Source organism: Sphingobium estronivorans (genome assembly GCF_008692605.1).
GTDB classification, from domain to species: Bacteria; Pseudomonadota; Alphaproteobacteria; order Sphingomonadales; family Sphingomonadaceae; genus Sphingobium; species Sphingobium estronivorans.
Genome location: NZ_LFCT01000007.1, coordinates 175,084 through 193,191, shown reverse-complemented (window position 1 = coordinate 193,191; position 18,108 = coordinate 175,084). Strand labels below are relative to the sequence as shown.

Here is an 18,108-nt window from a genome sequence, read left to right as displayed (position 1 = left end):
TCCTGAAAAGCCGGGGCGCTTCAGTCCGACCCAGATGGGACGTGAGGGCGCGTGAATATGAGCGCTCATCTCCCAATGGATCATCTGTCGCCAACGTAACGCAGGCGAAGTCATTGCCAGACGTTTGAAGACAGGCCGCCACGATCGAGGAGTCGAGCCCCCCAGAAACGCCTAAGAGAGCCCGCCCTCCGACTCTTGCCCATGCGCTTACGCACAGTTGGGTCGAGCGGCGCAGCTTCTCAGCGTGATCCTCAGAAGCATCATCTGTTTGAAGGCGGGCGAACTCCCATGGGTTCCAATGTATATCCGTCGAAATCTGGGTCTGGAGAATCCGCAGGCCGGTTCCCGGTAAAATCTGCCGCACTCCTTCAAGCGCCGTACGTTCCTCGGGGAAGCCGCCAAGTGCAAGCGCCCTAGCCAATTGAGGACGATCGATCTCGGGGACCCGTCCACTTGCCGCAGCAAGGATGGACGGGTCGGAGGCTAGTACAAGGTCGTTGCCCGACACCGAATAATAGCATGGCAGGGCCCCAGAGGGATCTCTGAGGACGAGCAATAGACTCGGCGTTCGAATGACGGCGATGTAGCGTCCCCAGAAACGGTCAACTAGGTGCCGGCCATGCGTCGCTTCGATCGCTTCTGAGTCGCTGGACTCGAGCCGGGAAATGGGCTCCGCCGGACCATGACGGTGAAACAGCGTCCCTATGAGGAATCCTGCGCCGCCCGGGAGGGTGATTAGTGCTTTCGGGTCATTGACCGCCAACAATGAATGACCCGCAATGTGATACCATTGTAGAGTGGAAGGCGTCACCCCGCCAAAATGTCGAACAGGTTGCGCGTCACGACTCAATATCGAGAAGAAGGCTACGGTCACCGGAGTACCAGAATTGGCGAGTAGTTGTTGACCTGCCCGAAAGTATCGTTCAGCACGACGTCCTGATATTGCACCCAAGCGTGCGCGGAGAACGGCTCTGATCTCACCCCAATAACCAAATTTGCGGCGACTCCCCGCGCACGTAGAACCGAGAACATTGCGAGAGACCGCGTCAAACAGCGGTTTGTACGGCCAAGGATCAACGCAGCCCGGTCAAAGGCTGACACCCAGAGGTCTAATTCAGGCTGACTGTCTGGCTCATCGCCACCTGCGGCGCGCGTGAGCATCCCGGAGCGAGCGAGCACTGAATCGAGGGGGTGCAGTCGTATCCTCAGTGAGGTAAGCAAATCCGAATATAGGGCGACTAGAAGTGGCCACAACCTAAAGGGCCCATGGTCGCGCCTCGAAGCGTCGCCAGATGGAGCCTGGATTCCCATAATGTCGAAGTTGGGATCGCGTTCCGTCGCCTCGAGGAGATAGCCCGCGTTGACAAGCGATGACAGAGCCTCCTCAACTCCGGCGAAAGTCTCGCCGTTCCGGGCTGCGAGTTGCCTAAAGATATGGGTGGCTGGGAAGGATAGCGCAAAATATCGGCCCTTGGGCAGGTCAAGGAAGATGACATTCTGTCCTGCGATGCAGTGGTAGAGCCCTTCTCTCAATCGATAGTGCATCGAGGTTCCCCTTGGTTGATGGCGCGCGCCAATGACGGCGCGCGCCATCGACTTCAGTCGTCTTCCAGGCCGATGCCGTTGGGCTGCCGCTGAAGGAAGCTGTCGTCGCCGCTGTTCGCGCCGCCCTTGGTCTCGGCGACCACCGAGCCGAGGTCGATCAGCTTGTCGTCATTGCGATCGTGATTCCGTTCCATGACACTTCTCCTCTTCAACAACCGCGAAAGATCGCGGCAGTCTGAAGCTAGCGGCGTCGTGCTTGCTCGTGGGGAGAATATATCGCGACAGCTTGGCGCGATATTCTCGTAGACGCGGCCCGAACCCCTTGGCGGACGTCACGAAGGAGATGATCCCGGCGTAAGCGCCTGAAACGAATTGCGTATTATGGCGGCGGCCCGTTCCGAATAATTTGGTGTTGACGATAGATTTTCCTCATGTGGTAGGCTTCAATTCGCCGCCGAGTTGCTTTGTGGAAATTCCCGACCTCCATACTGGCGAATATTGCCAACTCCTTCTTGGCACTGGTCGTCTCGGCAGTCTCGGCGATCCGACTATAGTGAAGGCGTTCGTTCAACCTGCGCACTTCATGCGTTGCTTGGCGGTTTCCCGTCGCCTCAGCCAGTGATGAGAAGATTTCAGCCGCTCGGAGGGCGATGCTCACTGCTGATGTTTCGCTAGGAAGGATCGAATACGGCTGCAGGGCACGACGCACGGCTGATTCCTTGAGGGTTGTCAGGACCGCGATCAGCAACTGCATGTGCCAATCCAGAAGCTCGATGAGTTCGGTCGGCTCTAGGATTGGAACGAGGAATCCCCCATCGGAATGGTGCATGAAGAGCCCCTCACCCACTAGGACGAAGGCGGCCTCGCGAACAGGTGTCTTGCTTGAATGATACCGGTTGGCGAGGTCTTGGAGGTCGATCCGTTTGCCCGGCACGAAGTGGCCGGCCAGGTAGTCGGCTTTGAGGCCGAGATAGACACGCTCCTGTAGTGGAGGGTCCATCGCCGACATCACATCCCCGCTCCTGCCGGGATCGGGGGGGTCGTCCAAGCCGGTGTAAGTGCCTGGGTCAAGTGATCCAGGTTTCGCTGGGCGATCATCTCGATGCAAAGTCGCTCGAGATCGCTGAGGTCACCCATTGCCAACTGCCGCGGAAAGCACATCTTCTGCCCCGCGAAGAGGAGTGGAATGAGGATATGGCCAGTCGACAGGCCCAGGCGATAAGCGCAGGCGAGATGGTCATCCAATCGAGAGCGTGGGTTGCCGGCCTCGATCTCCCGAAGCCAACGCACTCCCATGCCGAGTTCGCGCGCCAAGTCGCGCTGCGTCAGGCGCCGTTTCTTCCGTGCCTCTTCTATTTGCCGTCCCGACTGAACCTTCACATACAGGATCGGACTTTCAGCAACGGAAGTCGCTATATGATGCGACATATCCGCGTCTCCTTACGGGAGATACCGCCCGCCAAGGCAATTCCATGAATCAGACGCTAAGGTGTACTTACCACCACGTCAAACGGAACCTCGGCCAACTTGTCGGGACTTATCCAACAAGATCATTGGCATCGCGTGGGGCCGGCGTTCTTGCTCCGGATTGCAAGGCGCGATTAAAAGCGCGCAGCAATGCGCCGTGGTCTGCCTTTGTGATCTGCATGAGCGCGACGATGTAGATTGTGCCAAGAGCGGGTTGTCGGGACCCAGGCAAATCCTCGTGGACGCGTTCGGTGATGCTGGTTGCGATTTCCCGGAGCTGACAGGAAGCGCCGACGTGATGCTCCTCTGCTCCACCGAAGCAACTCAACTCCTGCCTCTTCAATTGATCGACGATCTTATCCGTGGGCAAGCTGTTCAGATACTCGATCGCGACGTGGAGTGTCGTGCCCCAGGCGATAAGCGACCTGGTGACGCGAATCAGGTGGCAATGCGAATCGATCAGGATGTCCAGTCCGGCCGGTGAAAGTCGGAGCTTGAAGCTGCGTCGTGCTCGGCCCATCGCCTTCTTCTCCTGCCAAAACTAGCGCTCAAACACCCGCACCGGATCCCGAGCGGGTGCATTTCCGCGACGAAGCGAGACAAAAGCGGCACTTTATTGCCGCTTGCGCCTGAACCCGTTCTTTCCAGCGATCATCAGCTCATTTGAGCAGCTTTGCTTCTCCTATGCTTTGTTTCGCCGTTTCGGCACTTCAGTGCCCTGCCTATTGCGGCGGACTTTCCCGATGGTCATTGCTTGGGGCGCACCGGATCGGCGGGGGTTTCGAGCCTAATTTTCAGCCCCGCCGCACCGGACTGCCCAAACCCCAGACCCGAGCGCCTCGCGGCGCCACGAGGAGACGTGTGCCATGGACTTTCCATGCTCCCCGACCATGCGTGCAGGAGCACTGCTGCTCGCCATCGGCGCCACCCCCGCCATCGCCCAGACGTCTCGAGCCGACGCCGAAGCTTACCCTTGCGCTCGCACTGCCCAACTCGCGGTCGTCCAGAGCGATACCGGCTTCGCGATCCGCGAAAAGCCCGGCCGCGCCGCACCTGCCCCCGCGCCGCCCCCGACGCCTCTCCCCGCAGCCATCAAGCTTGGAAACTCGCTCACGCTCGACGGCCGCCTTTTCGCGCACACCTCCCTCGTTCGTCCGGAGTCCTCCGATGTCCCGCAACGGTAAACTGATCCTGGCCGCGCTGCTTTGCGCATCGTCGCCTGCCTATGCGCAAGAGAACAGCCCCGAGCCGCTCACGGAGGCGGCTGCGGAGGCTCAGCGTCAATTGCGCCAGACCTTCACCAATCTGACTTTCGAGGATTTCGGTCCCGCGCCGGTCAAGGGCCCAATATATCAGGCTATTGCGGGCGGACGAGTCATCTATTTCGCGCCGGAGAGCCAGCACCTCCTGTTCGCCGCGATCTATGACAAGAACGGGGTCAACCTGACGGCGCTGGCGCAGGACACCAGCGCTAGGAAGCGGCTGGGCGCGATCAACCCCGCCGATGCTCTCGTGATTGGCCCCGCAGGCGCGCCCAAGGTCATCGAGTTCACGGATCCCGATTGCCCCTATTGCCAGGCGCTCGAGCGTTTCTGGCTCGCCAAGGAAGCCGAGGGGAAGCCGGTTCAGCGTCTCATCTACTTCGTGAGCGGCATTCACCCGCAGGCAGCCGCAAAAGCCGAGCATATCCTTTGCTCCCCGGACCAGCAGGCGACCTTCAAATCCGTCTATGCCGGCGCTCAGCCTGCGACGCTGCACAAATGCCGTCCCGGCGCCGAGAAGGTCGGCCGCGACGCCGAGACCGTCCGCAAGATGGGCGTGTCGGGCACCCCGACCCTTTTCGTCGACGGGAAGCTCATTTCCGGCTTCCAGCAGGCGGAACTCGAAGCCTTTCTCGACGCGGAAACGCGGAAAGCCAAGGCCAGCCCCTGAGGGCGAACTGGTCGAACTTAGGCGGACCTCGCTGGAGTGCGCTCACCATGGCGCCCGCGAGGACCGGAATGCCGGCGGGAGCGCGCCTCCAGGAGCCGTCCAGCGCCGTCGCCGGCCGGACACGATCACCATCGGTGCCGGCAAGCATGATCGGGACGGCTTCATTGACGACAAGGAGACTACATATGTTGACTCTGATCCGGGGAAGGACGTTCCGCGCGATCGACGCGGCCGCCCTTTTCATCCTGGCCGCGTTCGCTGCCGCCGGTGTGGCCCATGCGTTCGCGGCGCCCGCCGCCGGCGACCTCGGTTACGACATCTACGACATCGTCGTGAACCAGGGCGTCAAGGGGCCTCTCGGCTTCGTGGGCGGCGTGGCCGCGTTCTTGTTCGGCGTCTCGCGGCTCTTTTCGAACATCATGATCGGCATCCCGACGATCGTGGCGGCGGTCTGCCTCATCAAGGCGGATTCGATCCTCCAGACCTTCGGCATGCTGATCTGAAGACAGGTCGGGCCGCCGGTCTGCTGGCGCCCGTCCACCGGAACGGAGGGTGATGGTCACCTTCCGGAGACCACGCCCAGCGGCGTGGTGAAGCAAGGGAGAAGGGCGTGGACGAACGTCTGCCACAGTTCCTGCATCGGCCGGTCCAGATCCTCTGGTTCGACAGCCAGGAATTCATCGTCGTCATGGCCACGATCTTCGTCGCGGTCGTCGTCGGCGGGATGATCGGCTGGGCGCTCATCGGCGCTCTTCTCCTCTTCATTCCCTGGAAGCGGACCAAGCCGCGCGGTTTCATCCCGCACCTGGCCTGGCGCTGGGGCCTCGCCCGCTTCCGCAACTATCCGGGTCCGACCCAGACCCGCTTCTTCGAGTGAGCGCGATGGTACACCCCTTCCGACGCAAGGCTCAGGCAGACATGATCGGCGATACGCGTCCGAGCTGGCACCTGCATCGCTACCTGCAGGGCTCCGCGAACCTGTTCGAGGAAAACCGGCTCCTGAAGATCGCGATCGCTGGCTTGTTCGGCATCACCGCGGTGCTCGGCACGCTCATCTACACCTCGAACCAGAACACACGCACTGTAATCGTGCCGTTCGGTGCGGACGGCGATCTCTATGTGACGGGCAACAAGCCTTCGGAGAGCTATCTCCGTTCGATCACCTTCAACATCGTCGGACTGGTCGGCACCTATTCGGCCTATTCGGCGGACCGCCAGTTCCAGGAGCTGCTGCGGATCGCGCATCCCAGCGCATATAATGGCCTGCGCGACAGCCTGAACCGTCTGCTCGACGAACTCGGCAACAATCCGACGCTCTCGATCGCGACCTACATCCGCGGCGATCAGCCGGTCACCTGGACCGGCAGCGAGATCCTCGTTCCCGTCGAGAAGGTCCGCGTGATCGGCGGCGTTATCCGCAAGTTCCGGGGGAATCTGCGCATCCGCTACGCGCTCGAGAATGGCCGCTTCTGGCTGACCGCCCTCCAGGAGGAGAATTTCAGTGCCGATGTCCGGTAATCGCGCGAGGCTCACCTGCCTCGCGGGGGCGCTTGTCGCGTCCCTTCCCGTTGCTGCCTTCGCGCAATCGATCGTGGCGTTGCCTGACCAGACGAGCCGGATCCGGCTGTCCAACCGCGACGTCAATCATGTCGTGTGCGTCGGCGGCGACATCGACGACGTCAAATTCTCGGCCGAGAAGGGTCTTGCAGTCGAACGAGGCGGCTCGGACGCCTGGATCAAGTTCCTCGTCCTCGAGACCGAGGACATGGGCACGAAAACGCGCACCTATGTGACAACGCCGTCGGAATTCTTCGTTTCCTGCAACGGCGCGATCTACCCGCTCTATGCCGAGCCCGCCGACATTCCGGCGCAGACCGTGACACTGGTCCCCGGCGGCGCGCAGCGCGCGCGTGCCAATGACGCGCTCCTTGGCCCGCTCGTCGAAGAAGAGCGGGCGGTGGGCATCGCGCTCGCAATCCTGCAGGATCGGGTACCCGCGTCCTTTTCCGAAGTGGCGCCCTCGAGGGATCGGCTGATTCTCGCGGGCCTGCCAGGCGCGTCGCTCGACGAGCGTCGACGCCTCGAGGTCGAGGGCATGGGGCTTTCGGTGAGCGAATATCTGGTGCGCGCGAGCGCGGCGATGACGCTCGACGAACGCGATTTTCTCGACGCGGCGCTCGGCGCCGACATTTTCGCCATCACGATCGACCGGCTGACATTGCGGCCTAACGAGACCGCGCGGCTGATCGTCGTTCGCCGGAGTGCCCTGCAATGAGCACGCCCGAAGAGATCCCGGAGGGACTATCCCCGGCCGCCGCCTCCCGCCCCCCGGAAGGCTACAATAATGCGCCGATCGCTCGCCCCGCGTTGCTCGACCTCCCCGCGCAGTGGGCGAAGCTGACATCCGACCAAAAGCTGCGCGCCAAGCAGTTGGGCGTGGTGTCCTCGATCGCGCTGCTCGGTCTTGGTCTCTACACGGCAAGCCGCAGCGGTCATGAGGAAGCGCCCAAGGCGCCACAGGCATCCAACCTCGATATGGGCGCCGGCCTTCGTGGCGATAGTCTCGAAGTCAAGCTGCGCGGCGATCTTCAGAAGATTCTCGACGGGCAGACCCTGCTCGGAGACCGGGTGACCGCAATCGAGGAAGGGAAGGTGGTTCCCGGTGTGACCGGCGGTGGCCATTCCCCGAGCGTGGGCGGAGACGGCGATCTGCCCCCCGCCCTTCCCGACAATGCGCCAGCCTATCCGCCCGCGCCGCCCGAGGCCAGGGGAGCTGCCGATGAAATCCCAGCGCCGCCGAGCGCGCCGGCTGCGCCGCCGGCGCCGCCGGCGCCACCCACGGAAAGACAGGTCGGCGCAATCGGCGCTGCGACCGCCACGCAAGCACCGGAGGGAGGCGCTGGCGGCGGGGCCGGGTCAAAAAAAGGCAAGCGGACGATCTATTTGCCACCTGGTTTCATGAAGGCTCGGCTGCTGACCGGGATCGACGCGTTGGCGAGCCGGGACGCCACAAGTAACCCCGAGCCGATCATCGCTCGCGTCCAGGCGCCGGCGGTGCTCCCGAACGAGGTCAAGGCCAATCTCTCCGGCTGCTTCGTCATCGGCAACGCGACGGGAAGTCTCGCCAAGGAGCGGGTCGAGGTTCAGCTCGTCTCCATAAGCTGCGTCGACTTCGACGAGCATGCGGTGGTCGACCAGGCGATCAAGGGCTTCTTCGTCGATGCCGACGGCAAGAAAGGTCTGTCCGGCAAGGTGGTGACACGGGCCGGCGCGACGCTTGCGCGGTCGTTCATTGCCGGGACGATCGCCGGTATCTCGCAATCGGTCGAAGGATCGTTCGGGAGCCTCTCGACCTCGGCGCTCGGCAGCGTGCGCAGTCTCGACGCGGGCGATGCCGCCAAGTCGGGCATTGCCGGCGGCCTCTCCAAATCATCGGACAAGCTCACCGATTTCTACCTCGACCTCGCCCGTCAGGCGGGCCCGGTCGTCGAAGTCGGCGCCGCCAAGGATGTCGTGGTCGTCATTCAGGAAGGTCTCGCGCTCGATATCAAGCCATCGGTCGGAAGCAAGTTCTGATGCGACGCCTTCCCCAATCCACAGGAGGTTCCGCCATGCGCGTGCTGGCCTACAAATCTCTTCATCGAACCTTGCTCTCGTTCAGCCTGCTCGCAGCCCTGGGCGGCTGCGCGACGGTGGGCGCGATGATGTCGCCCTATTCGGAGAAGTTCGACTGCAAGAACAACGACCACGGCCAGTGCATTCATCCCGATCGGGCCTATGAGGACGCGGTCGCGGGCGTCGCGTCGAAGTCCGACCCGAAGGTGACCAACGACCGCGCCATGCTGCGCGGCCAGGACACCGCCCGCAGGAGCGCACGATCACGGAACGAGGCCGCGGGCAACGCCTATGGCAGCTATCGCGACAGCGTCTACCGCGAATTGAAAGACCTGGTCGAAGCGCCGGTCACGCCGATGCTCAAGCCCGCGCGGACCGTGCGCACGCTGATCCTGCCCTATGCCGATCGCCAGCGCCCGGATCGCCTCTATATGCCTCGGTACGTCTACTCGGTGGTCGACAAGCCCGTCTGGGTCGTGGGCGGCGCACTCGTCGGCGCGCCCGATCGCGCATCGCAAGCGCCTATCCTCGGGCAGGTCCGTGAACCCGCCGTGCCGGATGGCGAACCTGCGTCGAGCGAGACCACCACGCCCGCGCCGGCGATCGTCGCCCCGGCACCGGAGCCAAAGCGGTGAGCCCGCCGGCATCGAGCAGCGGCCTCTCCTACGCCCGCCTTCGCAATGCCGTCCGGCGCGACAGCTTCTCGGATTATCTGCCACTCGTCGCCTGGGATGACGGGACAGAGGCCTTTCTCTGCATCGACGATACCTGGGGCCATGCCTGGGAGCTGGTTCCGACCGCCTATATGTTCGGTCATGTTCAGAGTGCCCTGCAGGGTCTCCTCAATATCCACTTCCCGGACGGGACGGTCCTCCAACTCCACACCTTCGCCGATCCGCTGATCGACGATGCACTCGATGCCTTCCTCGACCTCAAGACCCGCGATGATCCGCTGATCCAGGCCTCGGCGCGGCGCACCCATGCCTATCTGAGCGAGGGTCGTCATGGCCTGAAGGCGCTGCATGGCATCCCGGTGCGCAACTTCCGCACGCTGCTCTCGATCAAGACGCGGCGGCCGCTCGGCGAGGATCTGCGGCGGCAGGTCGAGGAGCAGCTCTCAAAGCTCGGAATTCGCCGCCTGCCTCCGCAGGAGATGGTCGCCTTCTATCGGCGCATCTTCAACGGCGTCGCCGATCCGGCGCCGGGTGTGTTCGCCGACGGATCGACCACCGGCGCACCGCCGATCGCCAAGCAGATCATCGATGCGGGCCCCGATCTCGTGTTCGAGGGCGCCGAGGTGTTCCTTGGCAACCAGGTCGCGCGCTGCCTGACGCCCAAGGCGCCGGCGCGCAGAATCACCGCCGAACGCGCCAATCGCCTGATGGGCGGCATGCGCGGCGCGTCCGAGGACAGCGACCAGATTGGCGGGCCGTTCCTCTACACGCTCAACATCCTGTTCGATCATTCGCAGTTCGAGATCCACAAACGCGCGCAAATCCTCTCGGCGCAGAAGGCGGCGGGCAGCTTCGCGGTCGAGGTCGGCAAGCAGATCGAGGAGATCGGCTGGATCCTCGACGAGGCGGGCAACAGCAAGTTCGTTCGGGTGATCCCGACCATCTGGGTGTTCGGCCGCGACCGTGCCCATGCCCGCGATCTCGCAGCGCGTGCCAAGCGGCTGTGGGAGGGCGAGCCGCAGCCCTTCTCGATGCAGGAGGAGAGCTATCTCAATCCGACGCTGCTCGTGATGAGTTTGCCCTTCGGGCTCTATCCCGACCGCACGACGTTGCGTCTGCTCGAGCGGGACTTCCGGATGCCGGTGAAGGCGGCGGTGCTGATGGCGCCGATCCAGACCGACTTTCGCGGCGGCGGGCGTCCGGCGTTGCTCTATACCGGTCGCAAGGGTCAGCTCGTCACGCTCGACCTGTTCGATCCGAGGATCAACAACTACAATTTCATTGTCTCGGCCGAGAGCGGGGCGGGCAAGAGCTTCCTGCTCAACAACCTGTGCCAGCAATATTATGCCTGCGGCGCGCTCATTCGCATCATCGATATCGGCGGAAGCTACCGGAAGCTCTGCACGCTCTGCTCGGGCCGCTACATCGATATCGGTGAAGAGCATCTGGTTTTGAACCCCTTCGATATGGGGCTCGCGCTCGACGGCGACGACAAGCAGTCGGCGATTACCATGGCCGTGGCGATCGTCGCGGAAATGGCGAATGCATCGACCCGCAAGGGCGTCACGACCTCCGAGTGGAACCTGCTCAAGTCCGCCGTCCAATGGACAATCGACACGGGGCGGGCCGATCATGGCATCGACGCGGTGCGCGAATGGCTCGGGACCTATCCCTCGCTGGTAGAGACCGACCTCGACCGCGTCGACCATCTCGTGCCAACGGCGCGTGAGCTCGCCTTCAACCTGCGCGATTTCGGGTCGGGCGGCGCCTATGGCCATTATTTCAACGGCCCTTCGACCCTCGACATCCGCAACGACGAATTCGTGGTGCTCGAGCTCGAGCGCCTCAAGGCAATGCCTGACCTGTTCAACGTCATCGTCATGGTCGTGGTCAACGCGGTCACCCAGGAACTCTATCTCTCCGCGCGCGACCGCCCGCGCTTCGTGCTGTGCGAGGAAGCCGCCCAGTTCATCACGCCCACTGCGGGGCAGGATCTCAGTCGTCTGGCCGAAGCGATCAGCCAGGGCTATCGACGCGCGCGCAAGTATCGCGGCAGCTTCGGTGTCGTCCTGCAGAGCATGAACGACCTCATGCTGTTCGGCGGAACCGGCCAAGTCATCCTCGAAAACGCCGCGACCCGGTTCCTCCTGCAGGGATCGACCTACGATCGCGCGGTCGACAACAAGATTCTCGATTATTCGGGCTTCGTTCTCGACCTGCTGAAGTCGGTGCGCAATTCAAAGCCCCACTATTCCGAGGTGTTCATCGACTCTCCGCTTGGCCTCGGCATTGCGCGGCTTGTCGTCGATCCCTTCTCTTATTGGATCAATACCTCCGCGCCGGATGAGGTCGCCGCGTTCGAGGCGCTTATGCGCCAGGGCCTTTCACCGCTCGAGGCGGTGTGCCGGCTGGCCGGTGTCGAGCCCTCGCAAATCCTCGGCGCGCCCGGCGCGCCGGCCTTCGCGGGAGCGTGACGGCCATGACACGCCATCGTCCGCACCCCGATCAGTTGCCGCTCAACTGGTCCGACAACGAAGCCATCGAAGTGATCGTCGAGCGGCGTCTTGCCGAGCGGTTCGAAGCGGAGTCCTTCCAGTGGCGGTTCCGACTAGTGGCGATCGAGACGGTGATGATCGGCCTGCTGGTGCTCTTCGCCGGACTCCTTCTCAAACAGCCGACGATGATGGTGCTGCGCGCCTCGCTCCTCGTTGCTGCCTCTTGCTTCGCGACCGGCCTCCTGCTGCTGAGCCTTTCGGCGGGTACAGCGAAACTGATGAGCCGCGTGCGCCGGAGAAGAGGCAAATGAACGGCCTCATCTCTTCCGCGCCGTCGCAATCGGCGATCCGGCTCACGGTCAGCGGCTTCCTGCTCATGCTGGTGCAGAGCACGCTCTTGCTCATGTCGCCGGCGCTCGGAGCTGGGGCAGGCGTTCTGATCTGGGCCCTAACCCCTCTCGCCTCCTGCGCGTTCATCGCCGCCCTTATTGGCATTCCCGATCCGCCCGAACAGCATTGGAGGCACCGTCATGGCCGCTGATCTGCTGCGCCGGGTCCGCCGCGGGCCCATCGTCCTCGTGCTCTTGACGGGCAATGCGCTGGCTGTGGCTGCCGCGCTCGCCGCGGCTGGGCCGGTCGCCGGAAGCGCCCCATCGCGCAGCACGATCGGCCGAACCTGGCCGATCGCGGAGCCCGACGCGCTTGCCGAGATCGAGGCCAAGGTCGCGACGCTGCCCAGCGACATGAGCAAGGCGTTCGGCCCGCGCGAAAAATGGAGCGCGCTCAAGGCCGCTCCGCTCGGGGTCGCCGGCGCTGACCGGGTGCGCAGCGTCATCCCCTTCTACACGCTCGACTTCGACATCACGCTGCCGGGCGGCAAGACGCTCTACCCGAAGGGCTTCACGTTCAACCCATTGACCTATGTGAAGCTGCCACAGCGCCTCGTCGTCGTGCATCCCCGAGATCTCGGCTGGGCGCTTCGCAACGCCCGCGCGAGCGATTTCATCCTGCTCTCGGCGCTTGGGACTCAGAATGGCGACGCCATCGACCTGAGTGAGAAAACCGGTCGTCCGATCTTCATCCTCGAGGAGCGGGTCAAGCAGCGCCTGGGACTCACCCTCGCGCCGGTCATCGTCGAGCAGTCCGGCACGCGCCTCATCCTCACCGAATATGGGCCGAAGAGCCGGGCCACCGTGGCCGTGGCGAAAGGAGTGACGCGATGATCGGGCGGCTACCCGTCTTTGTTACGGGACTTATCATCGGGCTGCTGATGACGCTCGCCTGGCCGAGCCAGGCCCACGCCTCCAAATGCGAGGCGGGCACCGTCTTCAATCCGATCACCAAGGTGCGCTGGACCTGCATCTTTCCGATCACGGTCGGCGGCATTCGGGTGGGGAGCTTCGACAAGCTCGACAAGGCACTCGACGCGCAATCCTCATCCAAGCCTCTGTGCGCCTGCCGCAAGGGCATCCAGTTCTGGTTCGGGGTCAAGGTCTCCTACTGGTCGCCGAACCGGATGGTCGACGTAGTGACCGAACCGGGCTGCATGATGGCGCTGGGCGCCGACCTGCTGCCGACCGGCGGCAAGCTGCAGGGCAGCCAATCGTCGATTTCCGACGGGACGAACACGCGCAAGATGTTCGCCCAGATGCACTATTACATCTCGCCGGTCTGGGCGATGCTCGACATGTTCACGGACCTGCCGTGCCTCGAGAATGACGGCTTCGATGTCGCCATGATCACCGAGGTGCTGCCGACCTGGCAGTCGGGGACGCTCGGCGCGATCATCCAGCCTGAGGGCATATTGTTCGGCAACCCCGCTGCTGGCCTCGCCTGCATGGGCGACAGCGCCGCAGCCGCGGCGGGCAAGGTGATCGACCCCCTGTTCTGGTGCATGGGGAGCTGGGGCGCGACCTATCCGATCGCCGGCGATATTCATTTCGATGACTCGGTCGAAGCCTGGGCAGGGCTCGCGGCCCGCGGCGTCTTCATGATGGGGCGGCTGGGCGCGCTTACCATCAGTTCGGCGGACGGCTGCTCGTTCGTGCCCCAGCCCGTCTGGACCAAGTCCCGCTACAAGCTCCAGATCATGGAGCCCGTGAAGGGCGGCAAGTGCGTCAACATCGGCCGCCCAGGCGCACTTTGGTCCTCGGCCAAGCATGCGCCGGGGAAGGACAACGCCCAGTTCATGCTCTTCGAAAAGGTGATCTGCTGCGCCGGGATACCGGTGCCGTGAGCGGGTCCCTTCCCCCCTGTTCCGCGCGAGACAGCCGTCCACTCCGGAGGTCTGTTCGCCAAGGCCCCTACGGCCGATGGCTTCCGTGCGGGACCGGAGCGGCGCCGCTATGCCCCCCTGGCGGCGTCGCTCCACCCCCGGCCAGCGCGGCCGCGATACCCCCCCGATGGGATCGGCGCTTCCTCTCCGCCTGTTCCATCGTCGCGACCGCGCTGGCCCTTCCTCTTGCTTCGCCGGCATCGGCGCAAACGATGGAAGAGCGCGCCCGCGCCGCCGCCGAGGCGTCGCGTGCAAAGACCAGCGACAGCGACGCCCTTCAGCAGAATTATGTGACTCCAGGCCTCGCCGGTCAGCAGATTTCGACTGTCGACAACAGCCGGACCTTCGCGCCCAACATCGCCTGCCAGAAGACCGCGACGATGCTCGAAGTGCTCGTGCAGCCGGCAGGGACCGGCGACCTCGGCAAGGTCACGATCGCCCGCGACACCGATCTCGACGGATCGGTCGACAGCACGGCGAACCTTCCCGTGCCAGTATCGGGAATTTGCGCGAACGGAGTCATCTCCTGCCAGCCCGGGACCTGGAACGGTTGCAGCTTTTTCCGCTGGGATGTCGACGCGGCGAAGGCGCTCAAGCTGACCTCGGTCGACATGCCCAAGCTCGCGGGATGCTATTGCCTCAACAATAGCTGCGGCACGAACCTCGCCTGGGGCAACATGGCCTCGGTACTGCGCGACCTTGGTGGCGGGATGATCGGGGCGCTCACCACGGCCGACCCGCGCTATGGCGTTGCCGAGGCCGTCATCGACGGGCCCTCTATCCGCTATGTCGGCGCGCAATCGACCGCCTGCTCCGCCAACCCCGACCTCCCGCAGACCGCTTATCGCGCCAATCCCGCGACCATCGCATCGGATGCCTATGCCGCATCGACGGGCAATTCGGTGTTCCAGGCGCTCAAGGGATCGGCGATCGGCAGCGGCACGGCGCTCCAATATCGCCATTGCTCGATCGAACGGCGAGTGACCGTATTGAAACCCGGCGCCGAGGATATCATCAGCCGAACGTCGGGCGGTTATTCGACGATCGAGAATGGCACCTCGTTCGACTTCCTGATGGGCTCACCGGCGGATAACAGCCTGGCCGGTGGAAGCTGCACGCTCATCGACTTCCGTATGGTGCTGCATGTAAACGATCCCGACCGGATCGTTGACGCACGGCTTGTTCAGTTCTTCGCCGACGATTGGGCGCAGGTGCGGATCGACGGGATTTTGGTGGGCTCTGGCCCCTCGCCCTGGACCACGCTCGGACTTCCGCCGGGCAAGTGCGAGTTGAAGAAGACCTTCTACTCCTACCCCAATCTCGACCTGCGTTCCTATCTCACGGCCGGCGACCATGAGATCTGGCTTCGCGTTGCGGTTGCGGAGGGAGGCGAAGGTTTCGCGCAGGTCCATGTCGATGTCGACAATAGCTGCAAGACGCTGGAGCAGGTTGTCGACGGTTGCGGAGCGATCGTGTCCGACCCGCAATGCAAGCTCGACAGCGAGTTGGCCGACGGTGTCCAGACATGGATTAACGGCGTCGCGACCGGCCTAAGGCCCCTGCCCCAAACCCGCATATTGGGGGGACCGAGTTGCCCGACACAACTCACCCGCGACTTCTTCCTGAAGGATCGGACCTATCGTTGCGCGGTCGACGATATCGCGAGGCCCGACACGAGCCGCGGCGCCTATATCATCGACCATTCGACGGAGACGATGCTGGCCGACCGGACGCTCCAGAGCGACGGCAGCTACGCGACATCGACGCGCGCTTTCAGCCTCCCCGACCGTGGTTCCGTGCCGGCGTGCGAGCCCGTCTGCAAGACGCGCGCGCCCAAAGCCAATAGCGAAGCCGCGCCCGATGGCGTGGTAGGCGCGAAACAGAATGTGCCGACGGGTTACGACAGCTTCTTCCACGCCTGCACCTCGGACAATCGATGCCCGGCAGGGCCCGGCGAAGAAGTTGTCTCCGCCTGCGGATGCCTCGACGATTTCCCGGAAGCGGTGGTGATGATGCAGACGGTGCGCCTCGCCGGGGCCGACATGGTCTGCACGGGGAACGTGCCATGACGGGTCTTGCGGCAACGCGATATTGGTATCTCGACCCGCGCGGCGCGGCGCTCGCGCTGGTGCTCGGAGCGGGCGTTGCGATTGTCTGTCCGAGTGCCGCCCGCGCGCAGAATATCTGCGCGGCTGACCTCAACAACAATGGCGATGCGGCCGATGAGGGCGAGCAGGCAAGCTGCCGTTCGACGACCAGCGGCGCGTGGCTTTGCCCGATCCAGGAGGTCGACTGCGTCGCGGACGCGATGGGGCAATATAGCTGCCCAGTCGGCCCGCAATATGCCTGCCTGGTGAAAACCGAGGGCGGCCCGCCGGCTTGCTCGCCCAACCAATGCGCCGATCTCGCGACCAATCCCATCGTGGATGAGCCGCCGATGGACGATCCTGGCACGGAGCCGGATGGCGGCATCGATGCAGACGGCAATTGCCTCGGGAATATCGAGATATTCTCGGGCCGCGGGGTGCGGTGCCGGCCCGCCGGGCTTTCGACCACCTTTGCGAACTGCTGCAAGGACAAGGGAAAGATCGTGAAGGACGGGATGGGGTCCTCCATCTCGTCGATCGGCACCAAGATCGCGGTCGCCAAGGGCGTGTTCACGGGCATGAAAGCCGCCTATGTGGCCTTCAAGGCCGGGGCGACCGCAAGCCAGGCCGCAAGCGCCGGTGCTAATGCCCTGATCATCGGGCTCGACCCGACATCGCTCGCCGTAAGCCTGGCGATCAACTTCATGATCGACTTCCTGTTTTCGGGCTGTGACCAGCAGGACATGGAGACGGCGATGCTGCGCTCGTCGGGCATGTGCCACGAGATCGGCAGCTATTGCACCTCGAGCTTTCTCGGCATCTGCCTGCAGAAGGCGCGCGGGCACTGCTGCTTCAACACCAAGCTCGGCCGCATCATCCAGGAGCAAGGCCGACCCCAGCTCAAGGCCTTCAACGGCAACCTCTGGGGCACGGCCAAAAAGCCGATGTGCCGCGGGTTCACGCCAGAGGAGTTTCAGGCGCTCGATTTCAGCAAGATGGATCTCTCCGAATATTATGCGGACATCGAGGCCCGCGCCCAATCCGACATCCAGATAGACATGGGGGAGCGCATCGATGCGTATCTCAAAGCGGTCAATCCATAGCGCCGTCCTTCTCGCGCTGCTGGGCACGGCGACCGCCGCGCTCGCGCAGGACAGCGCGCGCCAGTCAGCGGCAGACCAGGGCCAAAACAGCATGAACCGGCTCGAGAGCGCTGTCTCGCGCGGCAAGGCCGATACGGCCCAGCTTCCCGATCCCCAGCTTCCACGCACCGACAACCCAGCGGACCGACGGCGCGCATTCGACGGCCTGCACAAGCGACTTCCCGCGCCGGACATGGAGGCACGCGCTCGCGCCGCGCAGGCTCGCGGCGAGGCGAGCCTCGCGGCCGAGCGCGAACGGCAGGCCAAGGCGCTGCGCCAAGCGTTGGGGCTTGAGCCTGCGGAGGAGAAGGCGCTCGCCAAGGCAAGCCCAGCTTCCGCTGCCAAGGGTTGGGTCCCGGTCTTGTTCGTGTCCTCTTCCATGCCGATCTCGACTCTGCGCAACTATGCGATCCAGCTCGAGAAGGTCCGCGGCGTCATGGCGTTTCGCGGCGCGCCGGGGGGTCTCAGGAAAATGGGGCCCATGGCGAAGCTGACAGCGCAGATCCTCCGGCTCGATCCGGGCTGCGAAGGGCCGAACTGCGCGATGCGCGACGTCCAACTCATCATCGATCCGATCGTCTTTCGCCAGCACGGGATATCCCAGGTTCCGGCGCTTGCCATGATCCCGGGCGATCCGACCCAGGCCTATTGCGAGCGCGACGATGAAAGCCCCCGTGCCGCCCACGTCGTCTTCGGGGACAGCGCGCTTTCCGGCATGTTCGAAGAGTATGCCCGCCTTGGCGGAAAGGAGGAGGTAAGCCATGCTCAGGCTCTTCTGGGCGCTCGCTAGGGCGATCGCCGGCCTATGGCCGCGTCTGCGCCGATTGCCGCGCAAAGCGGCGATTGCGCTCGGGGCGCCAGGGCCGGATCAGCCGG

At 63.9% G+C, this 18,108-nt stretch carries 22 protein-coding genes; 16 read left to right on the top strand and 6 right to left on the bottom strand.

Annotation, left to right across the window (positions count from 1 at the left end; all coding sequences use genetic code 11):
• From F7P65_RS22615 to F7P65_RS07270, 6 genes are all read right to left on the bottom strand, one after another.
• Positions 1-364: asparagine synthase-related protein (locus tag F7P65_RS22615; RefSeq protein WP_420853309.1), on the bottom strand; the 364-nt coding region annotated here is incomplete at its 3' end.
• 506 nt (positions 365-870) lie between these two features.
• Positions 871-1,311 carry a lasso peptide biosynthesis B2 protein gene (locus tag F7P65_RS22610; protein ID WP_420853308.1) on the bottom strand — a complete coding sequence of 147 codons (441 nt, stop codon included), beginning with the start codon at positions 1,309-1,311 and terminating at the stop codon, positions 871-873.
• A gap of 287 nt (positions 1,312-1,598) precedes the next feature.
• A complete protein-coding gene (locus tag F7P65_RS07285) occupies positions 1,599-1,739 on the bottom strand; it encodes a benenodin family lasso peptide (protein ID WP_150291079.1) in 141 nt (46 codons plus the stop codon).
• Between the two features lie 185 nt (positions 1,740-1,924).
• Entirely contained in the window at positions 1,925-2,554 is a 630-nt protein-coding gene (locus tag F7P65_RS07280; RefSeq protein ID WP_150291078.1) for a GntR family transcriptional regulator, read from the bottom strand.
• A complete protein-coding gene (locus F7P65_RS07275; RefSeq protein ID WP_205451973.1) occupies positions 2,554-2,973 on the bottom strand; it encodes a helix-turn-helix domain-containing protein in 420 nt (139 codons plus the stop codon). The genes F7P65_RS07280 and F7P65_RS07275 overlap by 1 nt, the downstream gene beginning before the upstream one ends.
• Positions 2,974-3,082: 109 nt before the next feature.
• The gene (locus F7P65_RS07270; protein ID WP_150291077.1) at positions 3,083-3,532 is read right to left on the bottom strand and encodes a hypothetical protein; all 450 of its coding nucleotides are present in this window, start codon (positions 3,530-3,532) and stop codon (positions 3,083-3,085) included.
• Positions 3,533-3,878: 346 nt separating this feature from the next.
• Between F7P65_RS07270 and F7P65_RS07265 the strand changes: the two genes are divergently transcribed.
• The 16 genes from F7P65_RS07265 to F7P65_RS07190 all read left to right on the top strand — a co-directional run bounded on the left by F7P65_RS07265 (position 3,879) and on the right by F7P65_RS07190 (position 18,022).
• Positions 3,879-4,196 carry a hypothetical protein gene (locus tag F7P65_RS07265; RefSeq protein WP_162854555.1) on the top strand — a complete coding sequence of 106 codons (318 nt, stop codon included), beginning with the start codon at positions 3,879-3,881 and terminating at the stop codon, positions 4,194-4,196.
• A complete protein-coding gene (locus tag F7P65_RS07260; RefSeq protein WP_150291075.1) occupies positions 4,180-4,944 on the top strand; it encodes a DsbC family protein in 765 nt (254 codons plus the stop codon). Before F7P65_RS07265 ends, F7P65_RS07260 begins: the two co-directional genes overlap by 17 nt.
• Before the next feature lie 185 nt (positions 4,945-5,129).
• On the top strand, positions 5,130-5,447 hold the full coding sequence (locus tag F7P65_RS07255; RefSeq protein WP_150291074.1) for a hypothetical protein: 318 nt from the start codon (positions 5,130-5,132) through the stop codon (positions 5,445-5,447).
• Between the two features lie 107 nt (positions 5,448-5,554).
• Positions 5,555-5,821: a type IV conjugative transfer system protein TraL gene (locus tag F7P65_RS07250; protein WP_086486190.1), complete on the top strand. Its 267-nt coding sequence runs from the start codon at positions 5,555-5,557 to the stop codon at positions 5,819-5,821.
• Between the two features lie 41 nt (positions 5,822-5,862).
• The gene (locus F7P65_RS07245; RefSeq protein WP_205451971.1) at positions 5,863-6,462 is read left to right on the top strand and encodes a TraE/TraK family type IV conjugative transfer system protein; all 600 of its coding nucleotides are present in this window, start codon (positions 5,863-5,865) and stop codon (positions 6,460-6,462) included.
• Positions 6,452-7,219 carry a type-F conjugative transfer system secretin TraK gene (locus F7P65_RS07240; RefSeq protein ID WP_150291072.1) on the top strand — a complete coding sequence of 256 codons (768 nt, stop codon included), beginning with the start codon at positions 6,452-6,454 and terminating at the stop codon, positions 7,217-7,219. Before F7P65_RS07245 ends, F7P65_RS07240 begins: the two co-directional genes overlap by 11 nt.
• Complete coding sequence (locus F7P65_RS07235) at positions 7,216-8,520, top strand: TraB/VirB10 family protein (RefSeq protein ID WP_150291071.1); 1,305 nt, start codon at positions 7,216-7,218, stop codon at positions 8,518-8,520. The genes F7P65_RS07240 and F7P65_RS07235 overlap by 4 nt, the downstream gene beginning before the upstream one ends.
• Before the next feature lie 35 nt (positions 8,521-8,555).
• Positions 8,556-9,194, top strand: coding sequence for a TraV family lipoprotein (locus F7P65_RS07230; RefSeq protein WP_150291070.1), 639 nt, complete (start codon positions 8,556-8,558; stop codon positions 9,192-9,194).
• Positions 9,191-11,707, top strand: coding sequence for a TraC family protein (locus tag F7P65_RS07225; RefSeq protein ID WP_150291069.1), 2,517 nt, complete (start codon positions 9,191-9,193; stop codon positions 11,705-11,707). The genes F7P65_RS07230 and F7P65_RS07225 overlap by 4 nt, the downstream gene beginning before the upstream one ends.
• A gap of 5 nt (positions 11,708-11,712) precedes the next feature.
• Positions 11,713-12,039 (top strand): hypothetical protein, encoded by a 327-nt coding sequence (locus F7P65_RS07220; RefSeq protein ID WP_150291068.1) that lies wholly within the window; start codon positions 11,713-11,715, stop codon positions 12,037-12,039.
• Entirely contained in the window at positions 12,036-12,269 is a 234-nt protein-coding gene (locus F7P65_RS07215) for a hypothetical protein (RefSeq protein ID WP_150291067.1), read from the top strand. Before F7P65_RS07220 ends, F7P65_RS07215 begins: the two co-directional genes overlap by 4 nt.
• Positions 12,259-12,951: a conjugal transfer protein TraW gene (locus F7P65_RS07210; RefSeq protein WP_150291066.1), complete on the top strand. Its 693-nt coding sequence runs from the start codon at positions 12,259-12,261 to the stop codon at positions 12,949-12,951. Before F7P65_RS07215 ends, F7P65_RS07210 begins: the two co-directional genes overlap by 11 nt.
• Positions 12,948-13,964 (top strand): TraU family protein, encoded by a 1,017-nt coding sequence (locus F7P65_RS07205; RefSeq protein WP_150291065.1) that lies wholly within the window; start codon positions 12,948-12,950, stop codon positions 13,962-13,964. Before F7P65_RS07210 ends, F7P65_RS07205 begins: the two co-directional genes overlap by 4 nt.
• Positions 13,965-14,215: 251 nt before the next feature.
• Positions 14,216-16,072 carry a hypothetical protein gene (locus F7P65_RS07200; protein ID WP_150291064.1) on the top strand — a complete coding sequence of 619 codons (1,857 nt, stop codon included), beginning with the start codon at positions 14,216-14,218 and terminating at the stop codon, positions 16,070-16,072.
• A complete protein-coding gene (gene traN, locus F7P65_RS07195; protein WP_150291063.1) occupies positions 16,069-17,193 on the top strand; it encodes a conjugal transfer protein TraN in 1,125 nt (374 codons plus the stop codon). The genes F7P65_RS07200 and traN overlap by 4 nt, the downstream gene beginning before the upstream one ends.
• Positions 17,165-18,022: a type-F conjugative transfer system pilin assembly protein TrbC gene (locus tag F7P65_RS07190; RefSeq protein ID WP_150291062.1), complete on the top strand. Its 858-nt coding sequence runs from the start codon at positions 17,165-17,167 to the stop codon at positions 18,020-18,022. The genes traN and F7P65_RS07190 overlap by 29 nt, the downstream gene beginning before the upstream one ends.
• The last annotated feature ends 86 nt before the right edge of the window (positions 18,023-18,108 follow it).